Origin of the sequence: Pseudomonas sp. AL03 (genome assembly GCF_029960815.1) — a bacterium.
GTDB lineage: Bacteria > Pseudomonadota > Gammaproteobacteria > Pseudomonadales > Pseudomonadaceae > Aquipseudomonas.
Map to the genome: position 1 here is coordinate 86,725 of NZ_JASBRE010000011.1, position 25,070 is coordinate 111,794.

25 protein-coding genes and 1 tRNA gene are annotated in these 25,070 nt (G+C 59.0%); 9 read left to right on the forward strand and 17 right to left on the reverse strand.

What is annotated here, in order from left to right; all coding sequences use genetic code 11:
* Positions 1 to 7 precede the first annotated feature (7 nt).
* From QK293_RS13060 to QK293_RS13070, 3 genes are read left to right on the forward strand one after another with little or no spacing between them, the layout of a single operon-like run.
* The gene (locus tag QK293_RS13060; protein WP_282377681.1) at positions 8 to 799 is read left to right on the forward strand and encodes an ABC transporter ATP-binding protein; all 792 of its coding nucleotides are present in this window, start codon (positions 8 to 10) and stop codon (positions 797 to 799) included.
* Complete coding sequence (locus QK293_RS13065; RefSeq protein ID WP_282377682.1) at positions 796 to 1,578, forward strand: IucA/IucC family C-terminal-domain containing protein; 783 nt, start codon at positions 796 to 798, stop codon at positions 1,576 to 1,578. The genes QK293_RS13060 and QK293_RS13065 overlap by 4 nt, the downstream gene beginning before the upstream one ends.
* Positions 1,569 to 2,201, forward strand: coding sequence for an RraA family protein (locus QK293_RS13070; protein WP_282377683.1), 633 nt, complete (start codon positions 1,569 to 1,571; stop codon positions 2,199 to 2,201). The genes QK293_RS13065 and QK293_RS13070 overlap by 10 nt, the downstream gene beginning before the upstream one ends.
* Before the next feature lie 60 nt (positions 2,202 to 2,261).
* Here the strand turns inward: QK293_RS13070 and QK293_RS13075 are convergent, their stop codons facing one another.
* Positions 2,262 to 3,545: an FAD-binding oxidoreductase gene (locus QK293_RS13075; RefSeq protein WP_282377684.1), complete on the reverse strand. Its 1,284-nt coding sequence runs from the start codon at positions 3,543 to 3,545 to the stop codon at positions 2,262 to 2,264.
* A gap of 183 nt (positions 3,546 to 3,728) precedes the next feature.
* On the opposite strand from QK293_RS13075, the gene QK293_RS13080 reads away from it, so the two are divergent.
* The 3 genes from QK293_RS13080 (at position 3,729) to QK293_RS13090 (ending at position 4,815) form a co-directional block, all read left to right on the forward strand.
* Positions 3,729 to 3,805: transfer RNA gene (locus QK293_RS13080), tRNA-Val, on the forward strand.
* Between the two features lie 244 nt (positions 3,806 to 4,049).
* Positions 4,050 to 4,244: a hypothetical protein gene (locus QK293_RS13085; protein WP_282377685.1), complete on the forward strand. Its 195-nt coding sequence runs from the start codon at positions 4,050 to 4,052 to the stop codon at positions 4,242 to 4,244.
* 115 nt (positions 4,245 to 4,359) lie between these two features.
* Positions 4,360 to 4,815: a DUF2214 family protein gene (locus QK293_RS13090; RefSeq protein ID WP_282377686.1), complete on the forward strand. Its 456-nt coding sequence runs from the start codon at positions 4,360 to 4,362 to the stop codon at positions 4,813 to 4,815.
* 227 nt (positions 4,816 to 5,042) lie between these two features.
* Here QK293_RS13090 and csrA read toward each other — a convergent pair whose 3' ends face one another.
* A complete protein-coding gene (gene csrA, locus QK293_RS13095) occupies positions 5,043 to 5,237 on the reverse strand; it encodes a carbon storage regulator CsrA (protein WP_007938114.1) in 195 nt (64 codons plus the stop codon).
* 250 nt (positions 5,238 to 5,487) lie between these two features.
* Between csrA and QK293_RS13100 the strand changes: the two genes are divergently transcribed.
* The 3 genes from QK293_RS13100 (at position 5,488) to QK293_RS27590 (ending at position 6,641) form a co-directional block, all read left to right on the forward strand.
* A complete protein-coding gene (locus tag QK293_RS13100; RefSeq protein WP_282377687.1) occupies positions 5,488 to 5,853 on the forward strand; it encodes an SPOR domain-containing protein in 366 nt (121 codons plus the stop codon).
* Between the two features lie 101 nt (positions 5,854 to 5,954).
* Positions 5,955 to 6,302, forward strand: coding sequence for a siderophore-interacting protein (locus QK293_RS27585; protein WP_348775349.1), 348 nt, complete (start codon positions 5,955 to 5,957; stop codon positions 6,300 to 6,302).
* 165 nt (positions 6,303 to 6,467) lie between these two features.
* On the forward strand, positions 6,468 to 6,641 hold the full coding sequence (locus tag QK293_RS27590; protein WP_348775350.1) for a hypothetical protein: 174 nt from the start codon (positions 6,468 to 6,470) through the stop codon (positions 6,639 to 6,641).
* A 230-nt stretch (positions 6,642 to 6,871) separates the two neighbouring features.
* Here the strand turns inward: QK293_RS27590 and nuoN are convergent, their stop codons facing one another.
* The 15 genes from nuoN to QK293_RS13180 form a co-directional block, all read right to left on the reverse strand.
* Positions 6,872 to 8,335: an NADH-quinone oxidoreductase subunit NuoN gene (gene nuoN / locus QK293_RS13110; RefSeq protein ID WP_282377688.1), complete on the reverse strand. Its 1,464-nt coding sequence runs from the start codon at positions 8,333 to 8,335 to the stop codon at positions 6,872 to 6,874.
* 7 nt (positions 8,336 to 8,342) lie between these two features.
* Positions 8,343 to 9,875 carry an NADH-quinone oxidoreductase subunit M gene (nuoM, locus tag QK293_RS13115; protein WP_282377689.1) on the reverse strand — a complete coding sequence of 511 codons (1,533 nt, stop codon included), beginning with the start codon at positions 9,873 to 9,875 and terminating at the stop codon, positions 8,343 to 8,345.
* A gap of 39 nt (positions 9,876 to 9,914) precedes the next feature.
* Positions 9,915 to 11,768 carry an NADH-quinone oxidoreductase subunit L gene (nuoL, locus tag QK293_RS13120; RefSeq protein ID WP_282377690.1) on the reverse strand — a complete coding sequence of 618 codons (1,854 nt, stop codon included), beginning with the start codon at positions 11,766 to 11,768 and terminating at the stop codon, positions 9,915 to 9,917.
* Entirely contained in the window at positions 11,765 to 12,073 is a 309-nt protein-coding gene (nuoK, locus tag QK293_RS13125) for an NADH-quinone oxidoreductase subunit NuoK (protein ID WP_007905077.1), read from the reverse strand. Before nuoK ends, nuoL begins: the two co-directional genes overlap by 4 nt.
* Before the next feature lie 2 nt (positions 12,074 to 12,075).
* Complete coding sequence (gene nuoJ / locus QK293_RS13130) at positions 12,076 to 12,579, reverse strand: NADH-quinone oxidoreductase subunit J (protein WP_095631557.1); 504 nt, start codon at positions 12,577 to 12,579, stop codon at positions 12,076 to 12,078.
* Positions 12,580 to 12,588: 9 nt separating this feature from the next.
* A complete protein-coding gene (gene nuoI / locus QK293_RS13135; RefSeq protein WP_095143201.1) occupies positions 12,589 to 13,137 on the reverse strand; it encodes an NADH-quinone oxidoreductase subunit NuoI in 549 nt (182 codons plus the stop codon).
* A gap of 9 nt (positions 13,138 to 13,146) precedes the next feature.
* Entirely contained in the window at positions 13,147 to 14,154 is a 1,008-nt protein-coding gene (nuoH, locus tag QK293_RS13140) for an NADH-quinone oxidoreductase subunit NuoH (protein WP_008146046.1), read from the reverse strand.
* Complete coding sequence (gene nuoG, locus QK293_RS13145) at positions 14,151 to 16,865, reverse strand: NADH-quinone oxidoreductase subunit NuoG (protein ID WP_282377691.1); 2,715 nt, start codon at positions 16,863 to 16,865, stop codon at positions 14,151 to 14,153. Before nuoG ends, nuoH begins: the two co-directional genes overlap by 4 nt.
* Before the next feature lie 136 nt (positions 16,866 to 17,001).
* Positions 17,002 to 18,357 (reverse strand): NADH-quinone oxidoreductase subunit NuoF, encoded by a 1,356-nt coding sequence (nuoF, locus tag QK293_RS13150; protein ID WP_282377692.1) that lies wholly within the window; start codon positions 18,355 to 18,357, stop codon positions 17,002 to 17,004.
* Positions 18,354 to 18,851, reverse strand: coding sequence for an NADH-quinone oxidoreductase subunit NuoE (nuoE, locus tag QK293_RS13155; protein ID WP_008146039.1), 498 nt, complete (start codon positions 18,849 to 18,851; stop codon positions 18,354 to 18,356). Before nuoE ends, nuoF begins: the two co-directional genes overlap by 4 nt.
* 2 nt (positions 18,852 to 18,853) lie before the next feature.
* Entirely contained in the window at positions 18,854 to 20,638 is a 1,785-nt protein-coding gene (gene nuoC / locus QK293_RS13160; RefSeq protein WP_282377693.1) for an NADH-quinone oxidoreductase subunit C/D, read from the reverse strand.
* 72 nt (positions 20,639 to 20,710) lie between these two features.
* Positions 20,711 to 21,385, reverse strand: coding sequence for an NADH-quinone oxidoreductase subunit B (locus tag QK293_RS13165; RefSeq protein ID WP_071550701.1), 675 nt, complete (start codon positions 21,383 to 21,385; stop codon positions 20,711 to 20,713).
* Between the two features lie 10 nt (positions 21,386 to 21,395).
* Entirely contained in the window at positions 21,396 to 21,809 is a 414-nt protein-coding gene (locus QK293_RS13170) for an NADH-quinone oxidoreductase subunit A (protein WP_003223812.1), read from the reverse strand.
* Between the two features lie 538 nt (positions 21,810 to 22,347).
* Positions 22,348 to 23,673 (reverse strand): isocitrate lyase, encoded by a 1,326-nt coding sequence (gene aceA, locus QK293_RS13175; protein ID WP_282377694.1) that lies wholly within the window; start codon positions 23,671 to 23,673, stop codon positions 22,348 to 22,350.
* A 475-nt stretch (positions 23,674 to 24,148) separates the two neighbouring features.
* The gene (locus QK293_RS13180; protein ID WP_282377695.1) at positions 24,149 to 24,922 is read right to left on the reverse strand and encodes a secretin N-terminal domain-containing protein; all 774 of its coding nucleotides are present in this window, start codon (positions 24,920 to 24,922) and stop codon (positions 24,149 to 24,151) included.
* Between the last annotated feature and the right edge of the window lie 148 nt (positions 24,923 to 25,070).

A 25,070-nucleotide genomic window follows, 5' to 3' on the forward strand; every position in this document is an offset into this window, starting at 1 on the left:
TCAACGTATGACGTCGATTGCAAGTCGCGGCCTGACCCTGAGTTATCAGCGCCAGGTGATTATTGACGCGCTGGACATGCAACTGCCCAAGGGCAAGATCTCGGTGCTGATTGGCAGTAACGGCTGCGGCAAAAGTACTTTGCTCAAATCCTTCGCCCGACTGCTGAAACCGCAGCAAGGCTCGGTGATTCTCAACGGTGTGGATATCCAGCAAAAATCCACTGCGGCGGTGGCACGTGAGTTGGCCATCCTGCCCCAGACGCCAACGGCGCCGGAAGGCATTACCATGCGTCAGCTCGTGGCCTTGGGCCGATACCCGTATCAGAGCTGGATGCAGCAGTGGTCGGCAGAGGATGAAACCATGGTCAATCGCGCGCTGACGCAGACCAGTCTGCAGGCGCTGGCGGATCGGCCGGTGGATGCCTTGTCCGGTGGGCAGCGTCAACGTGCGTGGATCGCCATGACCCTGGCCCAGGACACCGGCGTCGTGCTGCTGGATGAGCCGACAACCTTCCTCGACCTGGCTCACCAGATTGAAGTGCTGGACCTGCTGCGCGACCTCAACCGGCTCGAGAACAAAACCATCATCATGGTGCTTCACGATCTCAACCTGGCCTGTCGCTATGCGGATCACATGGTCGCGGTGCATGACCGCGCGGCGTTTGCCCAGGGTCGGCCTGAGGACGTCTTGACTCAGGCGCTGGTCAAAACAGTATTCGACCTCAACTGCAGGATAATTCCTGACCCGTTTTTTGGTACGCCGATGTGCATCCCGTTTGGTCGGGAATTGCCGCAATGAGTCTGGCGCGCCACTTCACCGCGCAAGAATGGAACGTGCTGGGCGGTGGGTTGCGGTTGAAGGACAGCACCGAGCGAGACCCGTTACGTTCTCTGATGGCGCGTGACCTGCTGCAAGAGGACGTGTGCGAGCGTCTGCTGGACGCATTGACGCCGATCATCGGCTCACCGTCGCGGGCGATCACTGCCTCGCTGCTGGGCAAGCGCCTGTCATTCCTGGCAACCGGCGCCTGTTTGTACGCCATGTCGGTCTACGACAAAGGCTTGCTACTGTCGCTGGACAACGCAGTGATCGAGTACGGCCACGATGAAGGGCTGTGGACGTCTTCGATGCCGCTGGCTCACTCCCCGGCGCTGACGTATGGGGCCGGTGAACGCGAGGTCTGGCGGGAAACCCTGGTGCAGGCGCTGTTTGTCGGGCTGCTGAAACCGCTGTGGCAAACCTTCAACCGTGTCAGCGGCGTTTCACGGCGCATCTTGTGGGAAAACACCGCGGTACGCGTGTATTCGTTGTATGAAAAACGAATGGCAAAAATCGAGGAACCGTCGGTGCGCGAGCGCTATGAAGCGGACTTCAGGTGGTTGCTGACCGAGGCAGAACCTGCGCTGTTCGGCCTCGATTACAACCCGCTGAGCCACTTCCGTCGTCCACCAACACCGCTCGACGAGGGGCAGCGCAGTATTCGCTTTCGACGGACCTGCTGCTTCTACTACCTGGCCTCCGAGCCCGTTGAATACTGTTCGACCTGCCCATTGCTACGCCCGGGGAAATGCCGATGAGTTATCAGATTGCCACGCGCCAACAGCTCGTCAGCCCGGAGCAGCTCCACGCTTACCGGTCGATCCCTTCGTCAACCATCGGCCATTTTTCCGATCGGGGCTTCCTGCGGGGGATCAAACCGCTGTTCAACAACATCCGAATGGTCGGCAATGTCGTCACCGTCAAAGTTTTCCCGCCGGATGGCAGTATTTTGCGTGAAGCGCTGTTGCTGAGTGAGCCGGGCGACGTGTTGGTGATCGAATGTGTGGGCGACGAGGAGTGTGGTTGCTGGGGCGAACTCCGCACGCTGGCCGGGTTGATCAAAGGGTTGGCCGGGGTGGTGGTGTCGGGTGCGGTCACGGATGTCAGCGCATTGCGTCGCCATGGTTTGCCGATTTTTTGTCGGGGCGTCAGTGCGTACACGACTCGCGGTATTGGCGCCCGTGGGGAGGTCAATCAGTCGATCAATGTGGGCGGAGTTCAGGTGCAGCCGGGGGACTTGGCCATTGGTGATGATGACGGCGTCTTCATCCTCGATGCCCAGCGTGCGGCCGAGTTGCTTCCCGAGCTCTTGGCCAAAGAGGAAATGGATCAGCAGCGCAGCGCCGAGTTCTTGCAGAGGCTCAATCAGCGAGAGAGCTGACTTCCTGAGCTGAAATGAAAAGGGCCATCTTGCAGTGGCCCCTTTTTTTGCATCTATCGGTCAGAAGCCGAATTTGTCTCGCAGTCCGTAATACCAGGCGCCCAACGCGGCAAACGGTGTGCGCAGCAGTTGTCCACCGGGGAACGGGTAGTGGGGCAGGTCGGCAAAGGCGTCGAAACGCTCGGCTTGGCCACGCAACGCTTCGGCCAGCACCTTGCCCGCCAGGTGCGTATAGGTCACGCCATGGCCGCTGCAGCCCTGGGAATAGTAGATGTTGTCGCCCAGGCGTCCGACCTGAGGAAGACGCGACAAGGTCAGTAGGAAATTGCCGGTCCAGGCGTAATCGATCTTCACGTCCTTGAGCTGCGGGAAGGCTTTGAGCATCTTCGGCCGAATAATCGCCTCGATGTTCGCCGGATCCCGCGCGCCATACACCACACCACCGCCGAAGACCAGGCGCTTGTCGCCGGTCAAACGGTAGTAGTCGAGTAGGTAGTTGCAGTCCTCGACGCAGTAATCCTGCGGCAACAGGCTCTTGGCCAATGCGTCGCCCAAGGGTTCAGTGGTGATCACCTGAGTTCCGCAGGGCATCGATTTGGCGGCCAGTTCCGGCACCAGATTACCGAGATACGCGTTACCCGCAACGATGATGAATTTAGCCCTGACCTTGCCCTGAGGTGTATGCACCACCGGATTCGCGCCGCGCTCTATGCGCACCGCCGGTGACTGCTCATAAAGGATACCGCCCAACGACTCGACGGCCGCCGCTTCGCCCAGCGCCAGGTTCAATGGATGAATGTGCCCGCCGCTCATGTCGAGCATGCCGCCGATGTATTGATCGCACGCGACCACTTCACGGATGCGACGCTGATCCATCAGTTCAAGCTGCGTGTGACCGAAACGCTCCCACAGACGCTTCTGGGATTCCAGATGACCCATGTGCTTGGCGGTAATGGCGGCAAATACACCACCGTCCTTCAAGTCGCACTGGATATTATATTTGGCCACCCGCTCACGAATGATCCGCCCACCCTCGAACGCCATTTGACCCAGCAACTGCGCTTGCTTGGGACCCACACTGCGCTCGATCACATCGATGTCGCGGCTGTAACTGTTAACGATCTGGCCACCGTTACGCCCCGACGCACCAAAACCTACCTTCGCGGCTTCAAGCACCGTGACTCGGAAACCGTTTTCCAGCAGAAACAGGGCAGAGGACAGACCGGTGTAACCGGCGCCGATCACACAGACATCAGTTTCTACGTCATCCTGCAGGGCTGGGCGCGGTGGTACCGCATTGGCCGATGCGGCGTAATAGGATTCCGGGTAGGGGGTGTTCGCCATCCTGCAGCCTCTGTTTAATATATTTTACGAGTGCATCGATCCTACCCGAGATAAAAAACGACCGCCAGCCACCGCAAAATCTTCTTTGCAGCGGCAAAATTAAATATTTTGCATATTCATAGGGTTAGCTCAAAAAAAGGTGTTGACACCCCTTCGGAATTCCGTAGAATGCCGCCTCACAGCAGGCACGTAGCTCAGTTGGTTAGAGCACCACCTTGACATGGTGGGGGTCGTTGGTTCGAGTCCAATCGCGCCTACCAAACAAAATCCGCTCTGCTGGGCGGTCTAGAAGGGCTCACCGAAAGGTGAGCCCTTTTTTGTTGTCTGCGATTTGCAAAGCTTTTGCAAAACCATTCAAAACAATGCTCTGGCCATCGCCAAGCGAGAGACGCGGTGACGGGCTCTCTTCGGATGACCGCCCAGTTTGCTGATCGTCTTCAGTGCGCGGGTTGTCTGCGGTTCAGGCGTAAGATAGCGGTGCTACCTCATCAAAAGGAGCCGCATATGATCGCCGACCAAACGAACAAACAGGCATCTGAGGACAGAGCTGTTTGGGATCAATACTTCTGCGCTGCGTTGATTGCGGAAAGCAATTTGACGGCACCGGTTGTAGGAGGGGCTACTCATGAAGACAGGCAGAACCTGTTGATTGAAAGGGCCAAAGCTCTCGCCGACAAGATGATGGAAAACAGGAAATAGCCAGAGCCCAGCCATCGTGCTGGGCTCTTCTAACTTTTTGGCATCGGGCAATTCCCGGCTTTATGGGCTACTACTGACAGGCCAATCCAAATTTCGTCCTGACAGGAGTATCTCGATGCTGGCTCACTGGTTTCTTGCGGCGATACATCTCTTGGCCTTTGCGCTGGGCTTTTGGGCTGTGCTGACTCGCGGGACTGCATTGCGTCGTCTGGCTGCCGGTGCGGGGGAGGTTCGCAGCGTTTTGGTCGCCGACAATCTATGGGGAATCTCTGCAGTCATTCTATTGGTAACGGGTGGGGTGCGAGCCTTTGGAGGGTACGAAAAAGGCACTGACTACTATCTTCACCAGCCACTGTTCCATCTCAAGATGACGTTGTTTGTCCTGATCCTGTTGCTTGAAGTTGCGCCGATGGTGACGCTGATCAGATGGCGGATTGCCTTAGGTCGTGGCATGGCTATCGATACCGGTCGGACACAGCTGTTTGCCCGAATCAGTCATATCGAAGCGTTGCTGGTGTTGCTGATAGTTGTGGCTGCCACGGGCATGGCGCGCGGCGTGACGTTTGGTTAGCCGCGATTGATCGGGCTCTTCCTCGGGGTTAATCGGAAGCGTCTGACAGCCATGACATGAAACTTGCCGGTAGTATCGGTTTCACGTTCTGGAGGGGATGGCAGCGAAGTGCCGTGACCCGTCTCGGGACTGGGGCGAGCGAGTAAGCGGATGACGATGCGGCGCTTGAATCTCTAGCCAGCCATGGTTCTGGGGCGAAACGGGCTGGCTACTGACTACAACAGGATTCAGGGGGTCTGCGGTTTGTCTGGAGCAGTGAGACCAGCCTGAATGCGCTGATAGATTTCTTCGCGATGCACCGCAACGTCTTTCGGGGCGTTAATGCCAATCCTGACTTGCTGGCCGCTAACGCCCAGAATGGTGATCGTAATGTCATCACCAATGTTTATGCTTTCACCGACTTTGCGGGTGAGTATCAGCATGGTTTTCTCCTTGATTGCTTTGTAGGGCACCTGATTCGGACAGTGCAGAGGTCGGTGGTATGTATAGATTAGTGCGAAGTCTCACGGTTTGGGTGCCTCTTTCTGACGTGCAGATGCTGCATTAATTCCCAAGGCGTAACTATACAGAGGCCGCAATCATCATTCTCGTTGTTTTAAGCCCATTTTGCGGCACTCGGGAAGTATTCATGAATGTTAAAATCGTCGCTTTAAGCATTCAGAGGGAAGCGTTGTGGGCAAAATGGTCTTGGTAATCGCGGTACTGGCGCTGGCGGGATGCGGTGAGGGCAAGAGCGTTGACGCGCAAAAGCCGCAGCCGGCAGCTGTGGCTGCACCTTCGGTAGCATCCGCGCCACAATGGGATCTCGAAGTTCGAGGCGAAACAACTCAAGCGGTCAGCGACCTTAGCGGCTGGCTGATTGAGCACAGTTTCGTTTCCAATGTTGTCAAGGAGAATGGAAAGACCCGGATTCTGGTCGGGCCATTCAATTCGAAAGCCGAGGCCGAGGCCAAACAGGCAGAAGTGGGTGCGGCGCTCGTCCGGGCTAAGAAACAGAACATCGAATTGCTGGTTGTCGAACGTCCAGTGGCCCAGTAACGGACTTTTCCTGGGTGCTTTTGGACAGAACGCCTTAAAGGGGATCCACATTGACTCGTTTCTAGACGTAGTCACTGTCGATTCCCAACAGGAATTCCCCCATGGCCTCCACCACCCCGTACAAAATATTCGACGCAGTCCTGCGGCACAAAAAGACACTGAGTCCTCATTTGATGCGCGTCACTCTGGCCGGTCCGATGCTCACCGAGATGACAACCTGGGCACCGGATCAGCGCGTGAAGCTGTTCTTTCCGGCTGTGGACGGCTCGCCTGCCAGGCTTTCTCATGACGATGGCTGGTACGCACGTTACCGCTCGATGCCGGTTGTTCAGCGCCCGGCATCCCGTTGGGCAATGCATGCAGCAGCGGGCGAGCCGATCCAGAACGTCGCACCTGATCGCCAGTTTTCGGCGCAAGACACGGGAGGTTTCGAATGGAAGCCGCCTTAACAGCTCCAGCATCTGTTACTGGTCGCCGATGCCACTGCTTTGCCCGCGGCACTCGGGATTCTGGACGAGATGGCAGCGCTTGCCGAACCACCGATAAGCCAAGCGATTTTTGAAGTGGACAGTGTAGACGATGCGCTGCCGGCCCCTGACTGACCGGGCCTTTCGGTGGAGTGGCTGATTCGAGATCACGCCACCGCGACTGAAGGGGGCTCGCTGATGGTCGACGCGGTGCGTCGGGTAATTCTGCCGTCATCCTCTTCGAAAGCATTCGAAACGGTGGAACTGGCGGCAGTCGATGTGGACGAGGGCAGCAGCCAAGGCATCGAAGCCCTCTACTAATTCACAAAAAATGTCACGCTTCATCATTCGCTCTTTTCTCGATTTCTCCGTCCGGCAGTCACTCAAGATAGAACCAAGCGCTCAATATTGGATGTAGGACGAAGCGGACAATCCGGCGAGAGCTTTCTGGATTATGGGAGGCGGCGGCCACATCAATAACAAATCCTACAAACGCAAAAACGGCACCCGAAGGTGCCGTTCCTGTTTTCTACGATCTACCGCTTAAGCGATCAACCTGACAAACCGGCCTGCTGAACCAGGACCAGCAACGGCTGCGGATACAGTCCAAGGAAGAACGCCAGTGCGGCGATGGCCAGCAGCATCACGCCGCCTGCACGTTGTTCCCAGTGCAATTGCGCGTCGTGGCGACGCAGGTTCGGCTCGATCAAGAACAGGGTGACCATGACGCGCAGGTAGTAGAAAACGCCGATGGCGCTGCCCAGTACCAGGGCGCCGACCAGCCACCATTGCTGCGACTCGACACCGGTGGCGATGATGTAGAACTTGCCGATGAAGCCCGCGGTCAGCGGGATACCGGCCAGGGACAGCATCATCACGGTCAGGACGGCGGTCAGGTACGGACGGCGCCAGAACAGGCCGCGGTATTCGTACAGGGCATCCGCGTCACGGCCGTTGTACGGCGAGGACATCAGCGTGATCACGCCGAACGCGCCGAGGCTGGTGATCACGTAGGTGACCAGGTACACGCCGATGGCTTCCACGGCCAGACCCTTGCTCGCCACCAGGGCGATCAGCAGGTAACCGAAGTGAGCGATGGACGAGTAACCCAGCAGACGCTTGAGGTTGCTTTGGGTCAGTGCCAGCAGGTTACCGAACAGGATCGACGCGATGGCGATGATGGTCAGCACGTCGCTCAGCACACCGCTGCTTGCCGCCGGCGAGATCTGGAACAGACGCACCATCACTGCGAACACAGCGACTTTCGACGCGGTGGCCAGGAACGCTGCCACCGGTGCCGGAGCACCTTCGTAAACGTCCGGGGTCCAGAGGTGAAACGGTACCAGCGACAGCTTGAACGCCAGACCGATCAGCATCATGCCCAGGCCCAGTTGCGCCAGCGAACTTGGCAGGCCGGTGGCGGCCAGGGCCTGGCCGATGCCAACGAAGCTCAGGCTACCGGAGTCGGCATACAGCAGGGCCATACCAAACAACAGAAACGCGGAACCGGCGGCCGACAGCACCATGTACTTGATACCGGCTTCCAGCGAACGCTTGTTGAAGAAGGCGTAAGCCACCAGACCGTAGACCGGTACCGAGAGCAGTTCCAGACCGATGAACAACCCGGCCAGGTGCTGCGCGCTGACCAGTACCAGGCCACCGGCGGCGGCCATCAGGATCAGCAGGTAAAGTTCTTCACGGTTACCCGGGTAACCCGAACCGCCATCGCCGAGGTAGGCGTGGGCGAGGGTCACACAAGCGAGGGTGGCGACCAGGATCAGCGCCATGTACAAGCAAGCGAAGGTGTCGATCTGCAGCAACGGGGTCACGGCCAGAGGCGCGACTTTCAGGGCTGGCAGGATCGACAGCAACGCCAGGTTCAGACCCGCCACGGAAATCAGGAAGGTCTGCGAGTGGTTGCGACGCCAGGCGATTGCCAGCATCACCACGATGATCGTGGCGCTGGTGATCAACAACGGCGCAAGCGCGATAAAGTGTTGAGTCGTGAATTCCATAGCGCTCTTACCGGGCCGAAGCGAGTTGAGTGAAGGCGGTACCGAGCCATTGCTGCACGCCATGCATCGTAGCGGCAGAGGTATCGAGGAACGGTTGCGGGTACACGCCGATGTAAATCAGCAGTGCCGCCAGGCCGACCACCATGATCAGTTCGCGACCATCCATGCCATGCAGCACCGCATCCGATTTGGACGGGCCGAAGTAGGCACGGTGGATCATGATCAGCGAGTAGACCGAACCGAACACCAGACCGGACGTCGCGATGATAGTGATCCATGGGGCGCTTGGGAACGTGCCGATCAGGATCAGGAACTCACCCACAAAGTTACCGGTACCCGGCAAGCCCAATGACGCGGCTGCGAAGAACAGGCTGATGGCCGGCAGGTAAGCAATCTTCGACCACAGGCCACCCATCTCGCGCATGTCGCGGGTGTGAGTGCGCTCGTACAGCTGACCGCTGAGGATAAAGAGTGCCGCGGCCGACAGACCGTGTGCCAGCATCTGCATCACCGCACCCTGCAGCGCCAGTTGGCTGCCGGAGTAGATGCCGATCAACACGAAGCCCATGTGGGAAACGGAGGAGTAGGCGATCAGACGCTTGATGTCGGTTTGTGCGAAGGCCAGGAACGCACCATAGAAAATCCCGATCAGACCGAGGGTCATGGCGATCGGCGCAAACTCGGCCGAGGCATTCGGGAACAGCGGCAGGGCGAAACGCAGCAGACCGTAAGCAGCCGTTTTCAACAAGATACCGGCCAGGTCGACCGAACCCGCCGTCGGCGCCTGGGCGTGAGCATCAGGCAACCAGGAGTGGAACGGCACGACTGGCAACTTGACCGCGAAGGCGATGAAGAAGCCGAGCATCAGGATGTACTCGGTGGTCAGCGACATCTTGGTTTTCAACAGATCGGCGTAGTTGAACGTAATCACGCCGGTGTCGTTGAAGTTGACCAGGACCAGACCCAGGATCGCCACCAACATGATCAGGCCGGAAGCCTGAGTGAAGATGAAGAACTTGGTCGCCGCGTAGATCCGGGTTTTCTTGCCGTCCGAAGAACTGTGACCCCAGAGCGCGATGAGGAAGTACATCGGCACCAGCATCATTTCCCAGAAGAAGAAGAACATGAACAGGTCGAGGGCGAGGAACACGCCAACGACACCGCCCAGGATCCACATCAGGTTCAAGTGGAAGAAGCCAACGTGACGCTGGATCTCTTTCCACGAGCAGAGTACCGAGAGGATACCCAGCAGACCGGTCAGCAGGATCATCAACAGCGACAGGCCGTCGAGGGCCAGGTGCACGCTGATGCCGAAGCGCTCGATCCAGATGTGCTTGAACTCAAGCACCCAGGTCGGATCGGCACCCGGTGCCGGAGCAAATGAATAATTACCGTGGGCCCACAGCCAGAGGCCGAGAGCGAGTTCCAGGGTCATGGTCAACAGCGCAATCCAGCGGGGGAGGGTAGCGCCGAAGCGCTCACCCATCCAGCTCAGCAGGCCGCCGATGAAGGGGATCAGGATTAGCCAAGGCAGAATCATGACGGGCTCAATTCCTTTCGCAAGTTCGCAAGGTTCATATCAGACCGCTACCAGCACAATGGCGCCGATGACCAGCACGGAGCCAGCAGCCATGGATGCCGCGTACCAACGCAGTTGACCGGTTTCGGTACGGCTCAGGGCGCTGTGACCGCCTTTGGCCATGCGCGGGATCAGACCGATGGTTTGGTCGAGCGGGTCTTTGCGCAGTCCGTGGGTGATCGCAAGGTAGGGCTTGACGAACAGTTTGTCGTAGATCCAGTCGAAGCCCCAGGCAGCGAACCACCAGGCCGAAAGGAAGCGGCCGATGCCGCTGTTGGCGACTGCAGTGACGAAACGACGCTTGCCGAGGAACAGCAAGGCGGCCAGCAGGATACCGGCCAGGGCGATGGCGCCCGAGGCGATTTCCAGACTGTGCTTGGCTTCGCCGCCGGCATGGCCGACGCTTTCCGGCAGCACGCCGTGCAGCGGTGGAACGATCATCGCGCCAATGGCGGTAGACAATACGATCAGCACCGACAGTGGCAGCCAGTGAGCGATGCCGTGACCGGCGTGGGCTTCGGTCTTCGCTTCACCGTGGAACGCGATGCAGATCAGGCGGAAGGTGTACAGCGACGTCATGAACGCGCCGACCAGACCTGCATAGAGCAGACCGTGGTTGCCGCTGGCAAACGCTTCCCAGAGGATTTCGTCCTTGGAGTAGAAGCCCGCGGTCACCAGTGGCAGGGCAGACAACGCCGCGCCGCCGACGATGAAGCTGGCGTAGGCCAGTGGTAGTTTCTTCCATAGGCCGCCCATCTTGAAGATGTTCTGCTCGTGGTGGCAGGCGACGATCACCGCACCGGAAGCAAGGAACAGCAGCGCCTTGAAGAAGGCGTGGGTCATCAGGTGGAAGATCGCGCCATCCCAGGCGCCAACGCCCAGCGCCAGGAACATGTAGCCGATCTGGCTCATGGTCGAGTAGGCGAGGATACGTTTGATGTCGGTCTGAACCAGTGCGGCGAAACCGGCCAGCACCAGGGTCACACCGCCGACAACGCCCACCAGATGCAGGATGTCCGGCGCCAACGCAAACAGGCCGTGAGTACGGGCGATCAGGTAAACACCGGCGGTCACCATGGTCGCGGCGTGGATCAGTGCCGAAACCGGAGTAGGACCTGCCATCGCATCTGCCAGCCAGGTTTGCAGCGGCAGTTGCGCGGATTTACCGACAGCGCCGCCCAGCAGCATCAGGGTCGCCATGACGATCCAGAAGTCGCCGGACTTGAAGTGCTCCGGCGCCTTGATTAGCAGTTCCTGGATGTTCAGCGTGCCCAACTGTTGGAACAGGATGAACAGGCCGATGGCCATGAACACGTCGCCGATACGGGTCACGATGAAGGCTTTGAGTGCCGCGTTACCGTTGTTACGGTTGCTGTAGTAGAAACCGATCAACAGATACGAGCACAGGCCCACGCCTTCCCAACCGAAGTACAGGAACAACAGGTTATCGCCCAGCACCAGGAACAGCATGCTGGCGATAAACAGGTTGGTGTAGGCGAAGAAGCGCGAGTAACCGGCTTCACCGCGCATGTACCAGGACGCGAACAGGTGGATCAGGAAGCCGACGCCGACTACCACACCGAGCATGGTCAGGGACAGACCATCCAGGTACAGGGCGAAATTAGGCGTAAAGCCTTCCACCGCCATCCACTGCCACAACACTTGCGTGTAGTGACCGCCTTCAGGTGGCGCAACGTTGAACTGCCAGATCACATAAGCCGTCACGATGGCCGACAGGCCAATGGAGCCGACGCCGATCACGGCCGACAGGTTTTCCGAGAGGCGCCCGCGTGAGAACGCCAGCAGCAGGAAACCCATGAGAGGGAATACGAAAGTCAGATAGAGAAGATTCATCCGCGCATCTCGCTGGCAGCGTCGATATCGAGAGTGTGGAAGCGGCGATACAGCTGCAACAGAATCGCCAGGCCAATACTGGCCTCGGCGGCTGCCAGGCTGATCACCAGGATGAACATGATCTGTCCATCCGGCTGACCCCAGCGGCTACCGGCAACGATGAAGGCCAGTGCGGAGGCATTCATCATGACCTCCAGGCTCATCAGCACGAAGAGAATGTTGCGCCGGACCATCAGGCCGACCAGACCGAGGCAGAACAGGATGCCGGCAACGGCGAGTCCATGCTCGAGAGGGATAGCAGGCATCGTCATTGCTCCTTGGCTTCGTTGCGGCCCAAGTGGAACGCCGTGACGGCTGCAGCAAGCAGCAGCATCGAGGCGAGTTCGACCACCAGCAGATAAGGACCGAACAGGCTGATGCCCACGGCCTTGGCGTCTACGGTGGTGTGGCCGATGGCCTGACCGCTGGCGTCGCTGAACAACACGTACAGCAGTTCAACCAGCAGCAGGGCGCCGAGTGCGACCGGGCCGAGCCAGATGCCGGGCTTGAGCCAGACGCGCTCTTGCTGAACCGAGGCCGGGCCCAGGTTCAGCATCATCACCACAAACACGAACAGCACCATGATGGCGCCAGCGTAGGCGATCACTTCCAGCACGCCGGCGAACGGCGCGCCGAGGGCGAAAAAGGTCATCGCCACGGCAATCAGCGAAATGATCAGGTAGAGCAGGGCGTGCACAGGGTTGGTGTTGGTGATCACGCGAAGCGTGGACACAACAGCGATACCCGATGCGAAATAGAAAGCGAATTCCATCTTTCTTCCTTAAGGCAGCAAGCTCTTCACGTTGATCGGTTCGGCTTCATTTTGCGCGGCGCCTTTTGGCTTACCGGCAATCGCCATACCTGCAACACGATAGAAGTTGTAATCAGGGTTTTTGCCGGGGCCGGAGATCAACAGATCTTCTTTCTCGTACACCAGGTCCTGACGTTTGAACTCGGCCATTTCGAAATCCGGTGTCAGCTGGATTGCGGTGGTCGGGCAGGCTTCCTCGCAGAGGCCGCAGAAAATGCAGCGCGAGAAGTTGATACGGAAAAACTCCGGGTACCAGCGACCGTCTTCGGTTTCAGCTTTCTGCAGCGAGATGCAACCGACCGGGCACGCCACGGCGCACAGGTTGCAGGCTACACAACGCTCTTCGCCATCAGGGTCGCGAGTCAGGACGATACGTCCACGAAAGCGCGGCGGCAGGTACACAGCTTCTTCCGGGTACTGCAGCGTGTCGCGCTTGCGGAAGGCATGGCCGAAGATCATCACCAGGCTGCGAAGCTGGGTAAAGAAGCCATGCACGATGTCAAAAATGTACTTCATGATTCTCTATCCTCACTGAGCCGCGACGGCGGGCGTGTTGAGCAACACGATCGCAGCGGTCACCAGCATGTTGACGAGGGTCAGCGGCAGGCAGAACTTCCAGCTGAAATCCATCACTTGGTCATACCGTGGGCGCGGAATCGAAGCGCGCAGCAGGATGAAGAACATGATGAAGAACGCGGTTTTCAGTGCGAACCAGATGAACGGGATCTGCGGCAGAATACCGAACGGACCGTGCCAGCCACCGAAGAACAAGGTCACCAGAAGCGCCGAAATCAACACGATGCCGATGTACTCGCCGACGAAGAACATGCCCCATTTCATGCCGGCGTATTCAATGTGGTAACCGTCGGCCAGTTCCTGTTCCGCTTCCGGCTGGTCGAACGGGTGACGGTGAGTCACGGCGACGCCAGCGATGAAGAAGGTCAGGAAACCGAAGATCTGCGGAATGACGAACCACAGGTTCTGCGCTTGATACTCAACGATGTCGCGCATGTTGAACGAGCCGACCTGGATCACGATGCCCATCAGCGACAGGCCCATGAACACTTCGTACGACACGGTTTGCGCCGAGGCCCGCAAGCTGCCCAACAGGGCGAACTTGTTGTTACTCGACCAGCCGGCGAACAACACCGCATAGACCGACAGACCGGCCATGGCGAAGAAGAACAGGATGCCGATGTTGATATCCGCCACGCCCCAGGTCGGGGTGATCGGGATGATCGCGAAGGCAATCAGCAAGGCGCTCATGGCCACGACCGGTGCCAAGGTGAAGATCACTTTGTCGGCGAACGGTGGGGTCCAGTCTTCCTTGAAGAACATCTTGATCATGTCGGCCGCAATCTGGAACGCGCCGAACGGGCCGACGCGGTTCGGACCGTAGCGGTCCTGCCAGAGGGCGAGCAAACGACGCTCGACCCAGCTCAGCAGCGCGCCGCACACCACGACGGCGAGCAGAATCACGATGGCCTTGAGGACCGCGATGATCACGTCAATCACTTCAGGCGTGAACCAGGTCATTGAGCTGCCTCCTGCAGACCGTCAACGGATTTGCCAAAGATCGCCGGCGGAATGCCAGCGATACCGGCCGGCAATGCGACCAGACCGGCACCCAGCTCTTCGTTGATGCGCAGCGGCAGACGCAGGGTCTGGCCAGCCACGTTCAAGCTCAGCATGGTGCCATCCTTGACACCCAGGCGGTCGGCTTCGGATTTGGCCAGCGACACGTACGCGGCCGGGATGCGCTCTTGAACCGGCGCGGCTTTGGAAGAGTTCTCTTCGCTGCCGAGCAAGTGGAAGAACGGTACAACCTGCCAGGTACCTGGAGCCGGGTTGAACGCGCGAGGAACACTGGCGAACCAGTTCAGCGAATCACCGGTGCTTTCGATCAGGCGGGTGCCCGGGTCGCCAGCGCGGATGTGACCACCGACTTCGTCCTGGAACTTGTTCCAGGCTTGCGGTGAGTTCCAGCCCGGAGACCAGGCGAATGGCACTTGCTGACGCGGTTCGACCGAGCCCGAGTAACCTTCCATGGAGAACGAGAACGCGGTGTCGTTATCCTGGGAAGTACGCGGTTCGTGCACGCTGATGTCGGCGCGCATGGCGGTGCGACCGGAGTAACGCAGCGGTTCGCGCGCCAGTTTCAGGCCTTTGATACGGAACGCGGCGGACGGCGCGGCGCTGACGATGCCGGCCAGTTGCGCAGTGCTTGCAGCACACGCAGCGGTGACGTGGTCCAGTTGAGTCCAGTCGATTGGCTGGTTCAACAGGGTCGCGCGCAGGGCATGCAGCCAGCGCCAGCCTTCGTGAACGAGGATGCTCGCGTCGAGGTAAGTCGGGTCGAAGACCTGGAAGAAACGCTGGGCGCGGCCTTCCTGGCTGACCAACGTACCGTCGCCTTCAGCAAAGCTGGCGGCTGGCAGAACCAGGTGCGCGCGATCGCTGGTAGCGGTTTTCTGATGGTCCGCCACGATCACCACTTTCGCGGCGTTCAGGGCTGCATCGACACGGGCTTTGTCGGTACGGGTGTACAGATCGTTTTCCAGCACGACGAGGGCGTCGGCTTTGCCGTCGATCACGGCTTGCAGGGCCGCGTCGACCGATTCGCCACCGAGCATGGCCAGGCCGAGGCTGTTGGCCTCTGGCACGATCAGGCTGATGGAACCGTTCTTCTCGCGCAGCTTCAGCGCTTTGGCGATGTTCGCCGCCGCTTCGATCAGCGCCTTGGAACCCAACGAGGTACCGGCAATGATCAGCGGACGCTTGGCTGCGAGCAGGGCATCGGCGATACGCTTGGCCAGCGCCAGCGCTTCAGCGTCCAGGCCTTCAACGGCAGGCGCGCTGGCGTCGAGGGCGTGAGCCACGGCGAAACCGATGCGGGCCAGGTCGTCTGGCGCCGCGTGAACGCATTCTTCAGCGATGTCGTCGAGCTTGGTTTCAGCCAGGCTGGCGATGAACAGCGGGCTCAGAGCGTTCTGACCGATGTTCTTCACCGCAGCGTCGAGCCAAGGCTGAACGCGCATGGCGTCGGCCATGTCTTCGGCTTTGCCTTTGACCGATTGACGCAGGGACAGGGCCATGCGCGCAGCAGTCTGGGTCAAGTCTTCACCGAGGACGAAGATGGCGTCGTGGTCTTCGATGTCGCGCATGTTCGGGATCGGCAGCGGGCTGTCTTTCAGCACCTGCATGACCAGACGAATGCGTTCCAGCTCAGCGGCTTCGATACCGGAGTAGAAGTGCTCGGCGCCGACCAGTTCGCGCAACGCGTAGTTGCTTTCGAGGCTGGCACGTGGCGAACCGATACCGACGATGTTGCGACCGCGCAGCAGGTCGGCGGCTTTATCCAGCGCTTCGTCGAGCGTCAGCTTGGCGCCGTTGGCCAGCTTTGGCTGACGCGGGCGGTCTTCGCGGTTGACGTAGCCGTAGCCGAAGCGGCCACGGTCGCACAGGAAGTACTGGTTTACCGAACCGTTGAAACGGTTTTCGATACGACGCAGTTCACCGTAGCGCTCGCCCGGGGAGATGTTGCAACCGCTGGAGCAGCCATGGCAGATGCTCGGCGAGAACTGCATGTCCCACTTGCGGTTGTAGCGCTCGGAGTGAGTCTTGTCGGTGAACACACCGGTCGGGCAGACCTCGGTGAGGTTGCCGGAGAACTCGCTTTCCAGGGTGCCGTCTTCAACGCGACCGAAGTACACGTTGTCGTGGGCGCCGAACACACCGAGGTCAGTGCCGCCGGCGTAGTCCTTATAGAAGCGCACGCAGCGGTAGCAAGCGATGCAGCGGTTCATCTCGTGGGAAATGAACGGGCCCAGTTGCTGGTTCTGGTGAGTACGCTTGGTGAAGCGATAACGGCGCTCGTTGTGGCCGGTCATCACGGTCATGTCTTGCAGGTGGCAGTGACCGCCTTCTTCACAGACCGGGCAGTCGTGAGGGTGGTTAGTCATCAGCCATTCAACGACGCTGGCGCGAAACACTTTCGCTTCTTCGTCGTCGATGGAAATCCAGCTGCCGTCGGTAGCTGGCGTCATGCACGACATGACGATCCGACCACGCTTGTCGTTCTCGTCGGTGTACTGCTTGACCGCGCACTGGCGGCAAGCGCCAACGCTGCCTAGGGCGGGGTGCCAGCAGAAATAGGGGATATCGAGGCCTAGCGACAGACATGCCTGTAACAGGTTGTCTGCCCCGTCGACTTCGAGCTCTTTGCCGTCTACGTGGATAGTGGCCATGGTTCAAAGTTCTTCGTTGGCCCGGTGTCAGCGGGCGTGGCTAATGGAATCTTGTTATCCGCGCGAATCAAAACAGCCGTTAAAGGCGTCATCGTGCGAAAAGCGAACGGCACGGACCGTTCGCTTTTTTAAAGCGTTAAGCGCCGACTACGATCGGCCTTGCCAGAGGCGGGACGACGGCGCTGGTAGGCGCGATGCCGGCTTCGAACTCATGGCGGAAGTATTTGATTGCGCTGCCCAACGGCTCCACGGCGCCCGGTGCGTGAGCACAGAAGGTCTTGCCCGGGCCGAGGAAACCGACCAGACCCAACAGGGTCTCGATATCGCCGGCTTGCCCTTCACCGTTCTCGATCGCGCGCAGAAGCTTGACGCTCCACGGCAAGCCGTCACGGCACGGGGTGCAGAAGCCGCAAGATTCACGGGAGAAGAACTCCTCCATGTTGCGCAGCAGGGACACCATGTTGACGCTGTCGTCCACCGCCATGGCCAGGCCGGTACCCATACGGGTGCCCACCTTGGCGATGCCGCCGGCGTACATTTGTGCGTCCAGGTGTTCCGGCAACAGGAAACCGGTACCGGCGCCGCCTGGCTGCCAGCACTTGAGCGTGTAACCGTCGCGCATGCCGCCAGCGTAGTCTTCGAACAACTCGCGACCAGTGACGCCGAACGGCAATTCCCACAGGCCGGGGTTCTTGACCTTGCCGGAGAAGCCCATGAGCTTGGTGCCCATGTCTTCACTGCCTTCGCGCGCCAACGATTTGTACCAGTCCACGCCGTCGGTAATGATCGCCGGCACGTTGCACAGGGTTTCAACGTTGTTCACGCACGTCGGCTTGCCCCACACGCCAACGGCGGCCGGGAAGGGTGGCTTGGAGCGTGGATTGGCGCGGCGGCCTTCGAGGGAGTTGATCAGAGCGGTTTCTTCACCGCAGATGTAACGCCCGGCGCCGGTGTGGACGAACAGCTCGAAATCGAAGCCGCTGCCCAGGATGTTTTTACCCAGCAGGCCGGCTGCCTTGGCTTCTTCCACAGCACGGTTGAGGTGCTTGGCGGCGGTGGTGTATTCGCCACGCAGGAAGATGTAGCCACGGTAGGTTTTCAGTGCGCGAGCACTGATCAGCATGCCTTCGATCAGCAGATGGGGCAGTTGCTCCATCAGCATGCGGTCTTTCCAGGTGTTCGGTTCCATTTCATCCGCGTTGCACAGCAGGTAGCGGATATTGATGGATTCGTCTTTCGGCATCAGGCCCCACTTGACGCCCGTGGGGAAGCCTGCACCGCCGCGACCTTTAAGGCCCGAGTCTTTCACAGTCTGGACGATGTCGTCCTGAGCCATGTCGGCGAAGGCTTTGCGCGCAGCCGCGTAACCGTTCTTGGCCTGGTACTCGTCGAGCCAGACAGCTTCGCCGTCGTCACGCAGACGCCAGGTGAGCGGGTGAGTCTCGGCCGACCGCTTGATGCGGTTGGCAGGACCGAAGGAAGTCAGGGTCATACGTAGCCCTCGAGCAATTTGGCAACGCCGGCAGGCTGCACATCACCGAAAGTGTCGTCGTCGATCATCAACGCCGGCGCCTTGTCGCAGTTGCCGAGGCAGCAGACCGGCAGCAGGGTGAAACGACCGTCGGCGGTGGTCTGACCCAGGCCGATGCCCAGATTGCTCTGGATTTCGCTGACCACGGATTCGTGGCCACCGATGTAGCAGACCATGCTGTCGCAAACGCGGATGATGTGACGGCCCACTGGCTGACGGAAGATCTGGCTATAGAACGTCGCCACCCCTTCAACGTCGCTCGCCGGGATGCCAAGGATCTCGCCGATGGCGTAGAGCGCGCCATCAGGCACCCAACCACGTTCCTTCTGGACGATCTTCAGGGCTTCGATCGACGCCGCGCGCGGGTCTTCGTAGTGATGCAGCTCGTGCTCGATGGCCGAGCGCTCGGTTTCGCTCAGGGCGAAACGGTCTGTCTGGATAAGCGTGCTGTTCATGCTTAGCGGTCCACGTCGGCCATAACGAAATCGATACTACCCAGGTACGCAATCAAGTCCGCGACCATGCTGCCTTTGATCACCGAAGGGATCTGCTGCAGGTGCGGGAAGCTTGGGGTGCGAATCCGGGTGCGGTAGCTCATGGTGCCGCCATCGCTCGTCAGGTAATAACTGTTGATGCCCTTGGTCGCTTCGATCATCTGGAAGGATTCGTTGGCCGGCATGACCGGGCCCCACGAAACTTGCAGGAAGTGCGTGATCAGGGTCTCGATGTGCTGCAGGGTGCGCTCTTTCGGCGGCGGCGTGGTCAGCGGGTGATCCGCCTTGTACGGGCCTTCCGGCATGTTGCGCATGCACTGCTCAATGATCTTCAGGCTCTGGCGCATTTCTTCGACACGCACGATGCAACGGTCATAGGCATCGCCATTGGCCGCCAGCGGTACTTCGAATTCGAAGTTCTCGTAGCCGGAGTACGGACGAGCCTTGCGCAGGTCGAAATCGCAACCGGTCGAACGCAGGCCAGAACCGGTGACGCCCCATTCCAGGGCTTCCTTGGTGTTGTAGGCCGCGACGCCGATAGTCCGGCCACGCAGGATGCTGTTGTCCAATGCGGCTTTCTGGTATTCGTCCAGACGCTTTGGCATCCACTCGATGAAGTCCTTCACCAGTTTTTCCCAGCCGCGCGGCAGGTCGTGAGCGACGCCACCGATGCGGTACCAGGCCGGGTGCAGACGGAAACCGGTGATGGCTTCGATCACCGTGTACGCCTTCTGACGGTCGGTGAACGTGAAGAACACCGGCGTCATGGCGCCGACGTCCTGGATGTAAGTCCCCAGGAACAACAGGTGGCTGGTGATCCGGAAGAACTCGGCCATCATGATGCGGATGACGTCGACCTTCTCAGGCACCTTGATGCCGGCCAGCTTCTCGACCGAGAGCACGTACGGCAGGTTGTTCATCACGCCGCCGAGGTAATCGATACGGTCGGTGTACGGGATGAAGCTGTGCCAGGACTGACGCTCGGCCATCTTCTCGGCACCACGGTGGTGGTAACCGACGTCCGGCACACAGTCGACGATCTCTTCACCATCCAGCTGCAGAATGATGCGGAACGCACCGTGCGCGGAAGGGTGGTTAGGGCCGAGGTTGAGGAACATGTAGTCCTCGTTCGCACCGGAACGCTTCATGCCCCAGTCTTCAGGCTTGAAGCGCGCGGCTTCTTCCTCAAGCTGTTGCTTGGCCAACGTCAGGCTGAACGGGTCGAACTCGGTGGCACGGGCCGGGAAGTCCTTGCGCAGCGGGTGACCTTCCCAGGTTGGCGGCATCATGATGCGGGTCAGGTGCGGGTGACCGGCAAAGTTGATGCCGTACATGTCCCACACTTCACGCTCGTACCAGTTGGCGTTCGGCCAGATACCGGTCACGGTCGGCACGCTAAGGTCGCTCTCGGACAAGGCGACCTTGATCATTACGTCACTATTACGTTCGATCGACATCAAGTGATAGAACACGGTGAAGTCGACGCCGTTCGGCAGCCCTTGACGCTTGGTGCGCAGACGCTCGTCCACGCCGTGCAGGTCATAGAGCATGACGTACGGCTTGGGCAGGTTGCGCAGGAAGGTCAGGACTTCGACGAGTTTGGCACGGGCAACCCAAAGCACCGGCATGCCGGTGCGGGTAGGCTGGGCGGTGAACGCCTCCGGGCCAAATCGGTTATTCAGTTCGACGACCACATCCTGGTCGTCTGCCTTATAAGGCGGGATGTACAGAGCACTGCCTGTAGTCATGGTTATTTATCGCTTTCGGTCAACGTAAAGAATGAAACCAGTGTCTCGTTCTATAAAAGAAGCAGAGCTGGATCAGACTTCGTCGGGGCTGCGCAGGTTGGTTACCTGAATACGCTGTTCGCGGCGCTGTTCCTTTTGCGAAGGCATCTCGGCGCGATAAACGCCTTGATCACCAACGACCCAGGAAAGTGGGCGACGCTCCTGGCCAATCGACTCTTGCAAGAGCATCAAGCCTTGCAGAAAAGCTTCAGGGCGGGGCGGGCAGCCAGGCACGTAGACGTCCACGGGCAGGAACTTGTCCACCCCTTGAACGACGGAGTAGATGTCGTACATGCCACCGGAGTTGGCGCACGAACCCATGGAGATAACCCATTTAGGTTCGAGCATTTGCTCGTAGAGACGCTGAATGATCGGCGCCATCTTGATAAAGCAGGTACCGGCGATAACCATGAAATCGGCCTGACGCGGCGATGCCCGGATAACCTCGGCGCCAAAGCGCGCAATGTCGTGGGGCGCCGTGAAGGCGGTGGTCATTTCCACGTAGCAGCACGAAAGGCCGAAGTTATACGGCCACAGGGAGTTCTTGCGCCCCCAGTTGATCGTGCCGTTAAGCACGTCTTCGAGCTTGCCCATGAAAATGTTTTTGTGAACTTGATCTTCTAACGGATCGGAAACGGTTTCCCGTTCGCCAATCGGATACTGCTCGTTAGGAGCATCGGGGTCGATCCTGGTGAGATTGTATTGCATTGCCAAAGCCTCATTGTTTCAGCTTCGCCTGCCGCTTGCGACGAGCTTCCGGAGCCCAATCAAGGGCGCCCACTCGGAACAGGTAGACAAGACCTGCCAACAGAATTGCTATGAAAACGAGAGCTTCGACGAATCCGGTCCAGCCGCTTTCGCGGACGGACACAGACCAGGCAAAGAGAAAAAGGGCTTCGATATCGAAGATCACGAAGAGCATCGCGACCAGATAGAATTTGGCTGAGAGCCGCAAGCGGGCACCACCTGTAGGTAGCATGCCGGACTCGAACGGTTCGTTTTTGCTGCGGCCCCAGGCTTTTGACCCGAGGAGGCTGGAGACGCCGAGCATGAAGGCGCAAAGGCCGACGACGCCCAAAAGGAAAATGGCAAAGCCCCAGTTGTGGGCCATGAGTCCTGTCGCTTCGGGCATGCTGGTAATCCTTAACAGAGAGCAAAGGTCTCTGAGCTTGAAAAGAAACAAAGCAGTGACGATATGTCGCAGCAATCAATCCCGCTGATTTTATGGCACATCACCGTGCAAGTAAAATTCCTATAGCGAAATTATTTATAGGAATAAGGACATAGCGCACCTCCAAAGCCCCGCAGCCCATGCGTTGCGGGCATTAGCCGGGATTTCATCAATATTGTTTTGTTGGGAATGTAACGCACATAGTTGCGGATGAATGATAATCAATACTGTTCGGGTCTGTTTTTAAACTGTTTAGCGGGTGGGTGGCCGGGAAGTTGTCATATAGGCGCGTTACTGCAAGTAGCACACGGGGTAGTTTTACCTTCTTTTCCTGATCGAAAAACTGCTCTGGATCAATGATTTTCAGTGCTTTTTGTGGGAGCGTGCGTGTGAAATCGCGGGCAAAAAAACGCCCCGGACCAGTCGGGGCGTCAGTTGTGCGACGTTGCGGTTAGCTTTCTATCCGATCCGCAACGGCCGTTTGCTCAGGCGAATCAGATCAGTGGAACTGCTCTTCTTCAGTCGAACCGGTCAGTGCGGTTACCGACGACGAGCCACCTTGAATCACAGTGGTCATGTCGTCGAAGTAGCCGGTGCCCACTTCCTGCTGGTGAGCCACGAAGGTGTAACCCTTGGCAGCGTCAGCGAACTCTTGCTCTTGCAGCTTCACGTAGGCAGTCATGTCGTTACGGGCGTAGTCGTGCGCCAGGTTGAACATGCTGTGCCACATGTTGTGAATGCCGGCCAGGGTGATGAACTGGTGCTTGTAACCCATGGCGGACAGTTCGCGCTGGAACTTGGCGATGGTCGCGTCGTCCAGGTTTTTCTTCCAGTTGAAGGAAGGCGAGCAGTTGTACGACAGCAGTTGGTCCGGGTATTCCTTTTTGATCGCTTCGGCGAAGCGACGAGCCTCGTCCAGGTCTGGCTTGGCGGTTTCGCACCAGATCAGGTCGGCGTATGGCGCGTAGGCCAGGCCGCGGGAGATTGCCTGGTCGAGACCAGCGCGCACTTTGTAGAAACCTTCCTGAGTACGTTCGCCAGTCACGAACTCTTTGTCGTACGGGTCGCAATCGGAAGTCAGCAGGTCAGCCGCGTTAGCGTCGGTACGGGCCAGAATGATGGTCGGAGTACCGGCAACGTCAGCCGCCAGGCGAGCAGCGGTCAGCTTTTGTACAGCTTCCTGGGTAGGAACCAGTACCTTGCCGCCCATGTGGCCGCATTTTTTCACGGAAGCCAGTTGGTCTTCGAAGTGAACGCCGGCGGCGCCTGCTTCGATCATGCTCTTCATCAGCTCGTAAGCGTTCAGTACGCCGCCGAAACCGGCTTCGGCGTCAGCCACGATCGGAGCGAAGTAGTCGATGTAACCTTCGTCGCCCGGGCCTTTGCCGGCTTTCCACTGGATCTGGTCAGCACGACGGAACGAGTTGTTGATGCGCTTGACCACGGTTGGAACCGAGTCCACCGGGTACAGCGACTGGTCCGGGTACATCGATTCGGCGGAGTTGTTGTCCGCAGCAACCTGCCAGCCCGACAGGTAGATCGCCTGGATACCGGCTTTAACTTGTTGCACAGCCTGGCCGCCGGTCAGGGCGCCCATGCAGTTGACGAAATCTTTCTCAGGACGGAAGGACGGCTTGGCGCCTTGGGTCACCAGGTTCCAAAGCTTCTCGGCGCCCAATTTTGCAAAGGTGTGCTCAGGTTGAACCGAGCCACGCAGGCGGACGACGTCAGCAGCGGAGTAAGCGCGTGTCACGCCTTTCCAGCGTGGGTTTTCAGCCCAATCTTTTTCGAGGGCTGCAATTTGCTGTTCGCGTGTCAGTGCCATGGAGATAAACCTCGTCGCGTCTTTTACGGAAAGTTGTTCTGCGGTGGAAAATTCATGCACTCGCTGACCAGAAGCTTAGGTGGTCAAGTCGGATTCGGCGGGGATGGCGACGGGATGAACGATGGGCTCGAGGGGAAGTGAGCAGGTAAGGGCGAACTGGCGAGCGCATTCGGGCGTCGTGGGCCTTGGTACGAACTTCAGTGTGGAGCCGGGTTACCTAATTACGCTTCCGTCCCTCGGGACAACTTCGTTCCAGTCGGCAACCTCGTCAAACACACCTTGTGGGCGGTACAGACACGAAGCGGCTCGCGGGGTAGGTGCGAACGGCGCCTCGAAGGCCCTTGCCAGGGCCCCTGATTAGCGGGAGCGAGGCCATCATGCCTTCGCTTTTTTGTATCGTCAAACGTTTTGTAGTGCTTTTTTTCGAGCACTACATCTTTGGTCTAATACGACTAATCAGTCAGTTTTCGGTGGTTTAGTCCAAAGTATCGACTTTCACCCGCAGGGTCATGTCGTCCCGTCCCTGAGTCGAGTAGCTGCGGGTCTGGCCCTGTTTGTCGGCCTGAGTCTGGCGGTTTACGCCAGCCAGGGTGATCCATTCGCCCAGTCGGCCCGTGACAGTTGTGTCGGTACTTTGCACATTCACTACATCGGGATGTTCCTGGCTCATGCGGTCACGATTGGTGCTGATCGCCAGGTGAACGATGTCGCCGGTGACGCTGGCGGTAACGTAGAAACCCTGGGTGACGTTACGGTATTCGGTCTGGCTTCGCAGGTCGCCGTAGGCGTCGGTTTGAGTGCTGGTGAGCGGCACGCTCTGTCCGACCTGGATCAGAGCCGGTGCGCCTTCGCTGGCCTGAATTTGTTGGATCCCGCCATCACGGCTGTCGGTGCTGCGATTGATGATGCGGGTCTGACTCGGTTTGGCACCGTTCACCGAATAACCCTGATCGCCCTGGAAGTTGTTTTCGTTGGTGTCGACGGTGATCAGCAGGCGTTTCGGCTGGGTGTCGAGTTGCGCAATCAGGGCTTTAAGTTCGTCGATCTTGCGTTGATCGGCATTAACGATCAGTTGGTTACCGTAGGCGCTGACCTGGCCATCTTTACCGATGAAATCCTGTGCCATCGGCAACATGTCGGCGCTGGTGTGGTAGTTCAGGGGCACGATCTCGGTGGCTGCCATGACCGAGCAACTGCAGGTCAGCAGCAGCGTGGTGAGCAGGGTGGTGAGCAGGGTGCGTAGGGACATATCCGTTATCTCCGACATCTTGAAGTGTTGATACTGCCAGTTTGTCGGCCCGGCGGGGGGCAAGTTGAATCGTAGACAGCAAAACGCCCCGGCATCCGAGGATGGCGGGGCGTTTTGTAGTGTCCTTGAGTACGCCTTCGCGGGCAAG

What these genes read in the sequence shown, in the direction of transcription:
- nuoM (WP_282377689.1), bottom strand. Translation starts at nt 9,875, where the DNA reads ATGATTCTGCCTTGGCTAATCCTGATCCCCTTCATCGGCGGCCTGCTG.
- nuoJ (WP_095631557.1), bottom strand. Translation starts at nt 12,579, where the DNA reads ATGGAATTCGCTTTCTATTTCGCATCGGGTATCGCTGTTGTGTCCACG.
- nuoG (WP_282377691.1), bottom strand. Translation starts at nt 16,865, where the DNA reads ATGGCCACTATCCACGTAGACGGCAAAGAGCTCGAAGTCGACGGGGCA.
- QK293_RS13180 (WP_282377695.1), bottom strand. Translation starts at nt 24,922, where the DNA reads ATGTCCCTACGCACCCTGCTCACCACCCTGCTCACCACGCTGCTGCTG.
- QK293_RS13060 (WP_282377681.1), top strand. Translation starts at nt 8, where the DNA reads ATGACGTCGATTGCAAGTCGCGGCCTGACCCTGAGTTATCAGCGCCAG.
- csrA (WP_007938114.1), bottom strand. Translation starts at nt 5,237, where the DNA reads ATGCTGATACTCACCCGCAAAGTCGGTGAAAGCATAAACATTGGTGAT.
- nuoH (WP_008146046.1), bottom strand. Translation starts at nt 14,154, where the DNA reads ATGACCTGGTTCACGCCTGAAGTGATTGACGTGATCATCGCGGTCCTC.
- QK293_RS13065 (WP_282377682.1), top strand. Translation starts at nt 796, where the DNA reads ATGAGTCTGGCGCGCCACTTCACCGCGCAAGAATGGAACGTGCTGGGC.
- QK293_RS13090 (WP_282377686.1), top strand. Translation starts at nt 4,360, where the DNA reads ATGCTGGCTCACTGGTTTCTTGCGGCGATACATCTCTTGGCCTTTGCG.
- nuoN (WP_282377688.1), bottom strand. Translation starts at nt 8,335, where the DNA reads ATGGAATTCACGACTCAACACTTTATCGCGCTTGCGCCGTTGTTGATC.
- nuoK (WP_007905077.1), bottom strand. Translation starts at nt 12,073, where the DNA reads ATGCCTGCTATCCCTCTCGAGCATGGACTCGCCGTTGCCGGCATCCTG.
- nuoL (WP_282377690.1), bottom strand. Translation starts at nt 11,768, where the DNA reads ATGAATCTTCTCTATCTGACTTTCGTATTCCCTCTCATGGGTTTCCTG.
- nuoC (WP_282377693.1), bottom strand. Translation starts at nt 20,638, where the DNA reads ATGACTACAGGCAGTGCTCTGTACATCCCGCCTTATAAGGCAGACGAC.
- QK293_RS13070 (WP_282377683.1), top strand. Translation starts at nt 1,569, where the DNA reads ATGCCGATGAGTTATCAGATTGCCACGCGCCAACAGCTCGTCAGCCCG.
- QK293_RS13165 (WP_071550701.1), bottom strand. Translation starts at nt 21,385, where the DNA reads ATGCAATACAATCTCACCAGGATCGACCCCGATGCTCCTAACGAGCAG.
- QK293_RS13170 (WP_003223812.1), bottom strand. Translation starts at nt 21,809, where the DNA reads ATGCCCGAAGCGACAGGACTCATGGCCCACAACTGGGGCTTTGCCATT.
- QK293_RS13075 (WP_282377684.1), bottom strand. Translation starts at nt 3,545, where the DNA reads ATGGCGAACACCCCCTACCCGGAATCCTATTACGCCGCATCGGCCAAT.
- QK293_RS27585 (WP_348775349.1), top strand. Translation starts at nt 5,955, where the DNA reads ATGGCCTCCACCACCCCGTACAAAATATTCGACGCAGTCCTGCGGCAC.
- nuoF (WP_282377692.1), bottom strand. Translation starts at nt 18,357, where the DNA reads ATGACCCTGACTTCCTTCGGTCCTGCCAACCGCATCAAGCGGTCGGCC.
- QK293_RS13085 (WP_282377685.1), top strand. Translation starts at nt 4,050, where the DNA reads ATGATCGCCGACCAAACGAACAAACAGGCATCTGAGGACAGAGCTGTT.
- aceA (WP_282377694.1), bottom strand. Translation starts at nt 23,673, where the DNA reads ATGGCACTGACACGCGAACAGCAAATTGCAGCCCTCGAAAAAGATTGG.
- nuoE (WP_008146039.1), bottom strand. Translation starts at nt 18,851, where the DNA reads ATGAACAGCACGCTTATCCAGACAGACCGTTTCGCCCTGAGCGAAACC.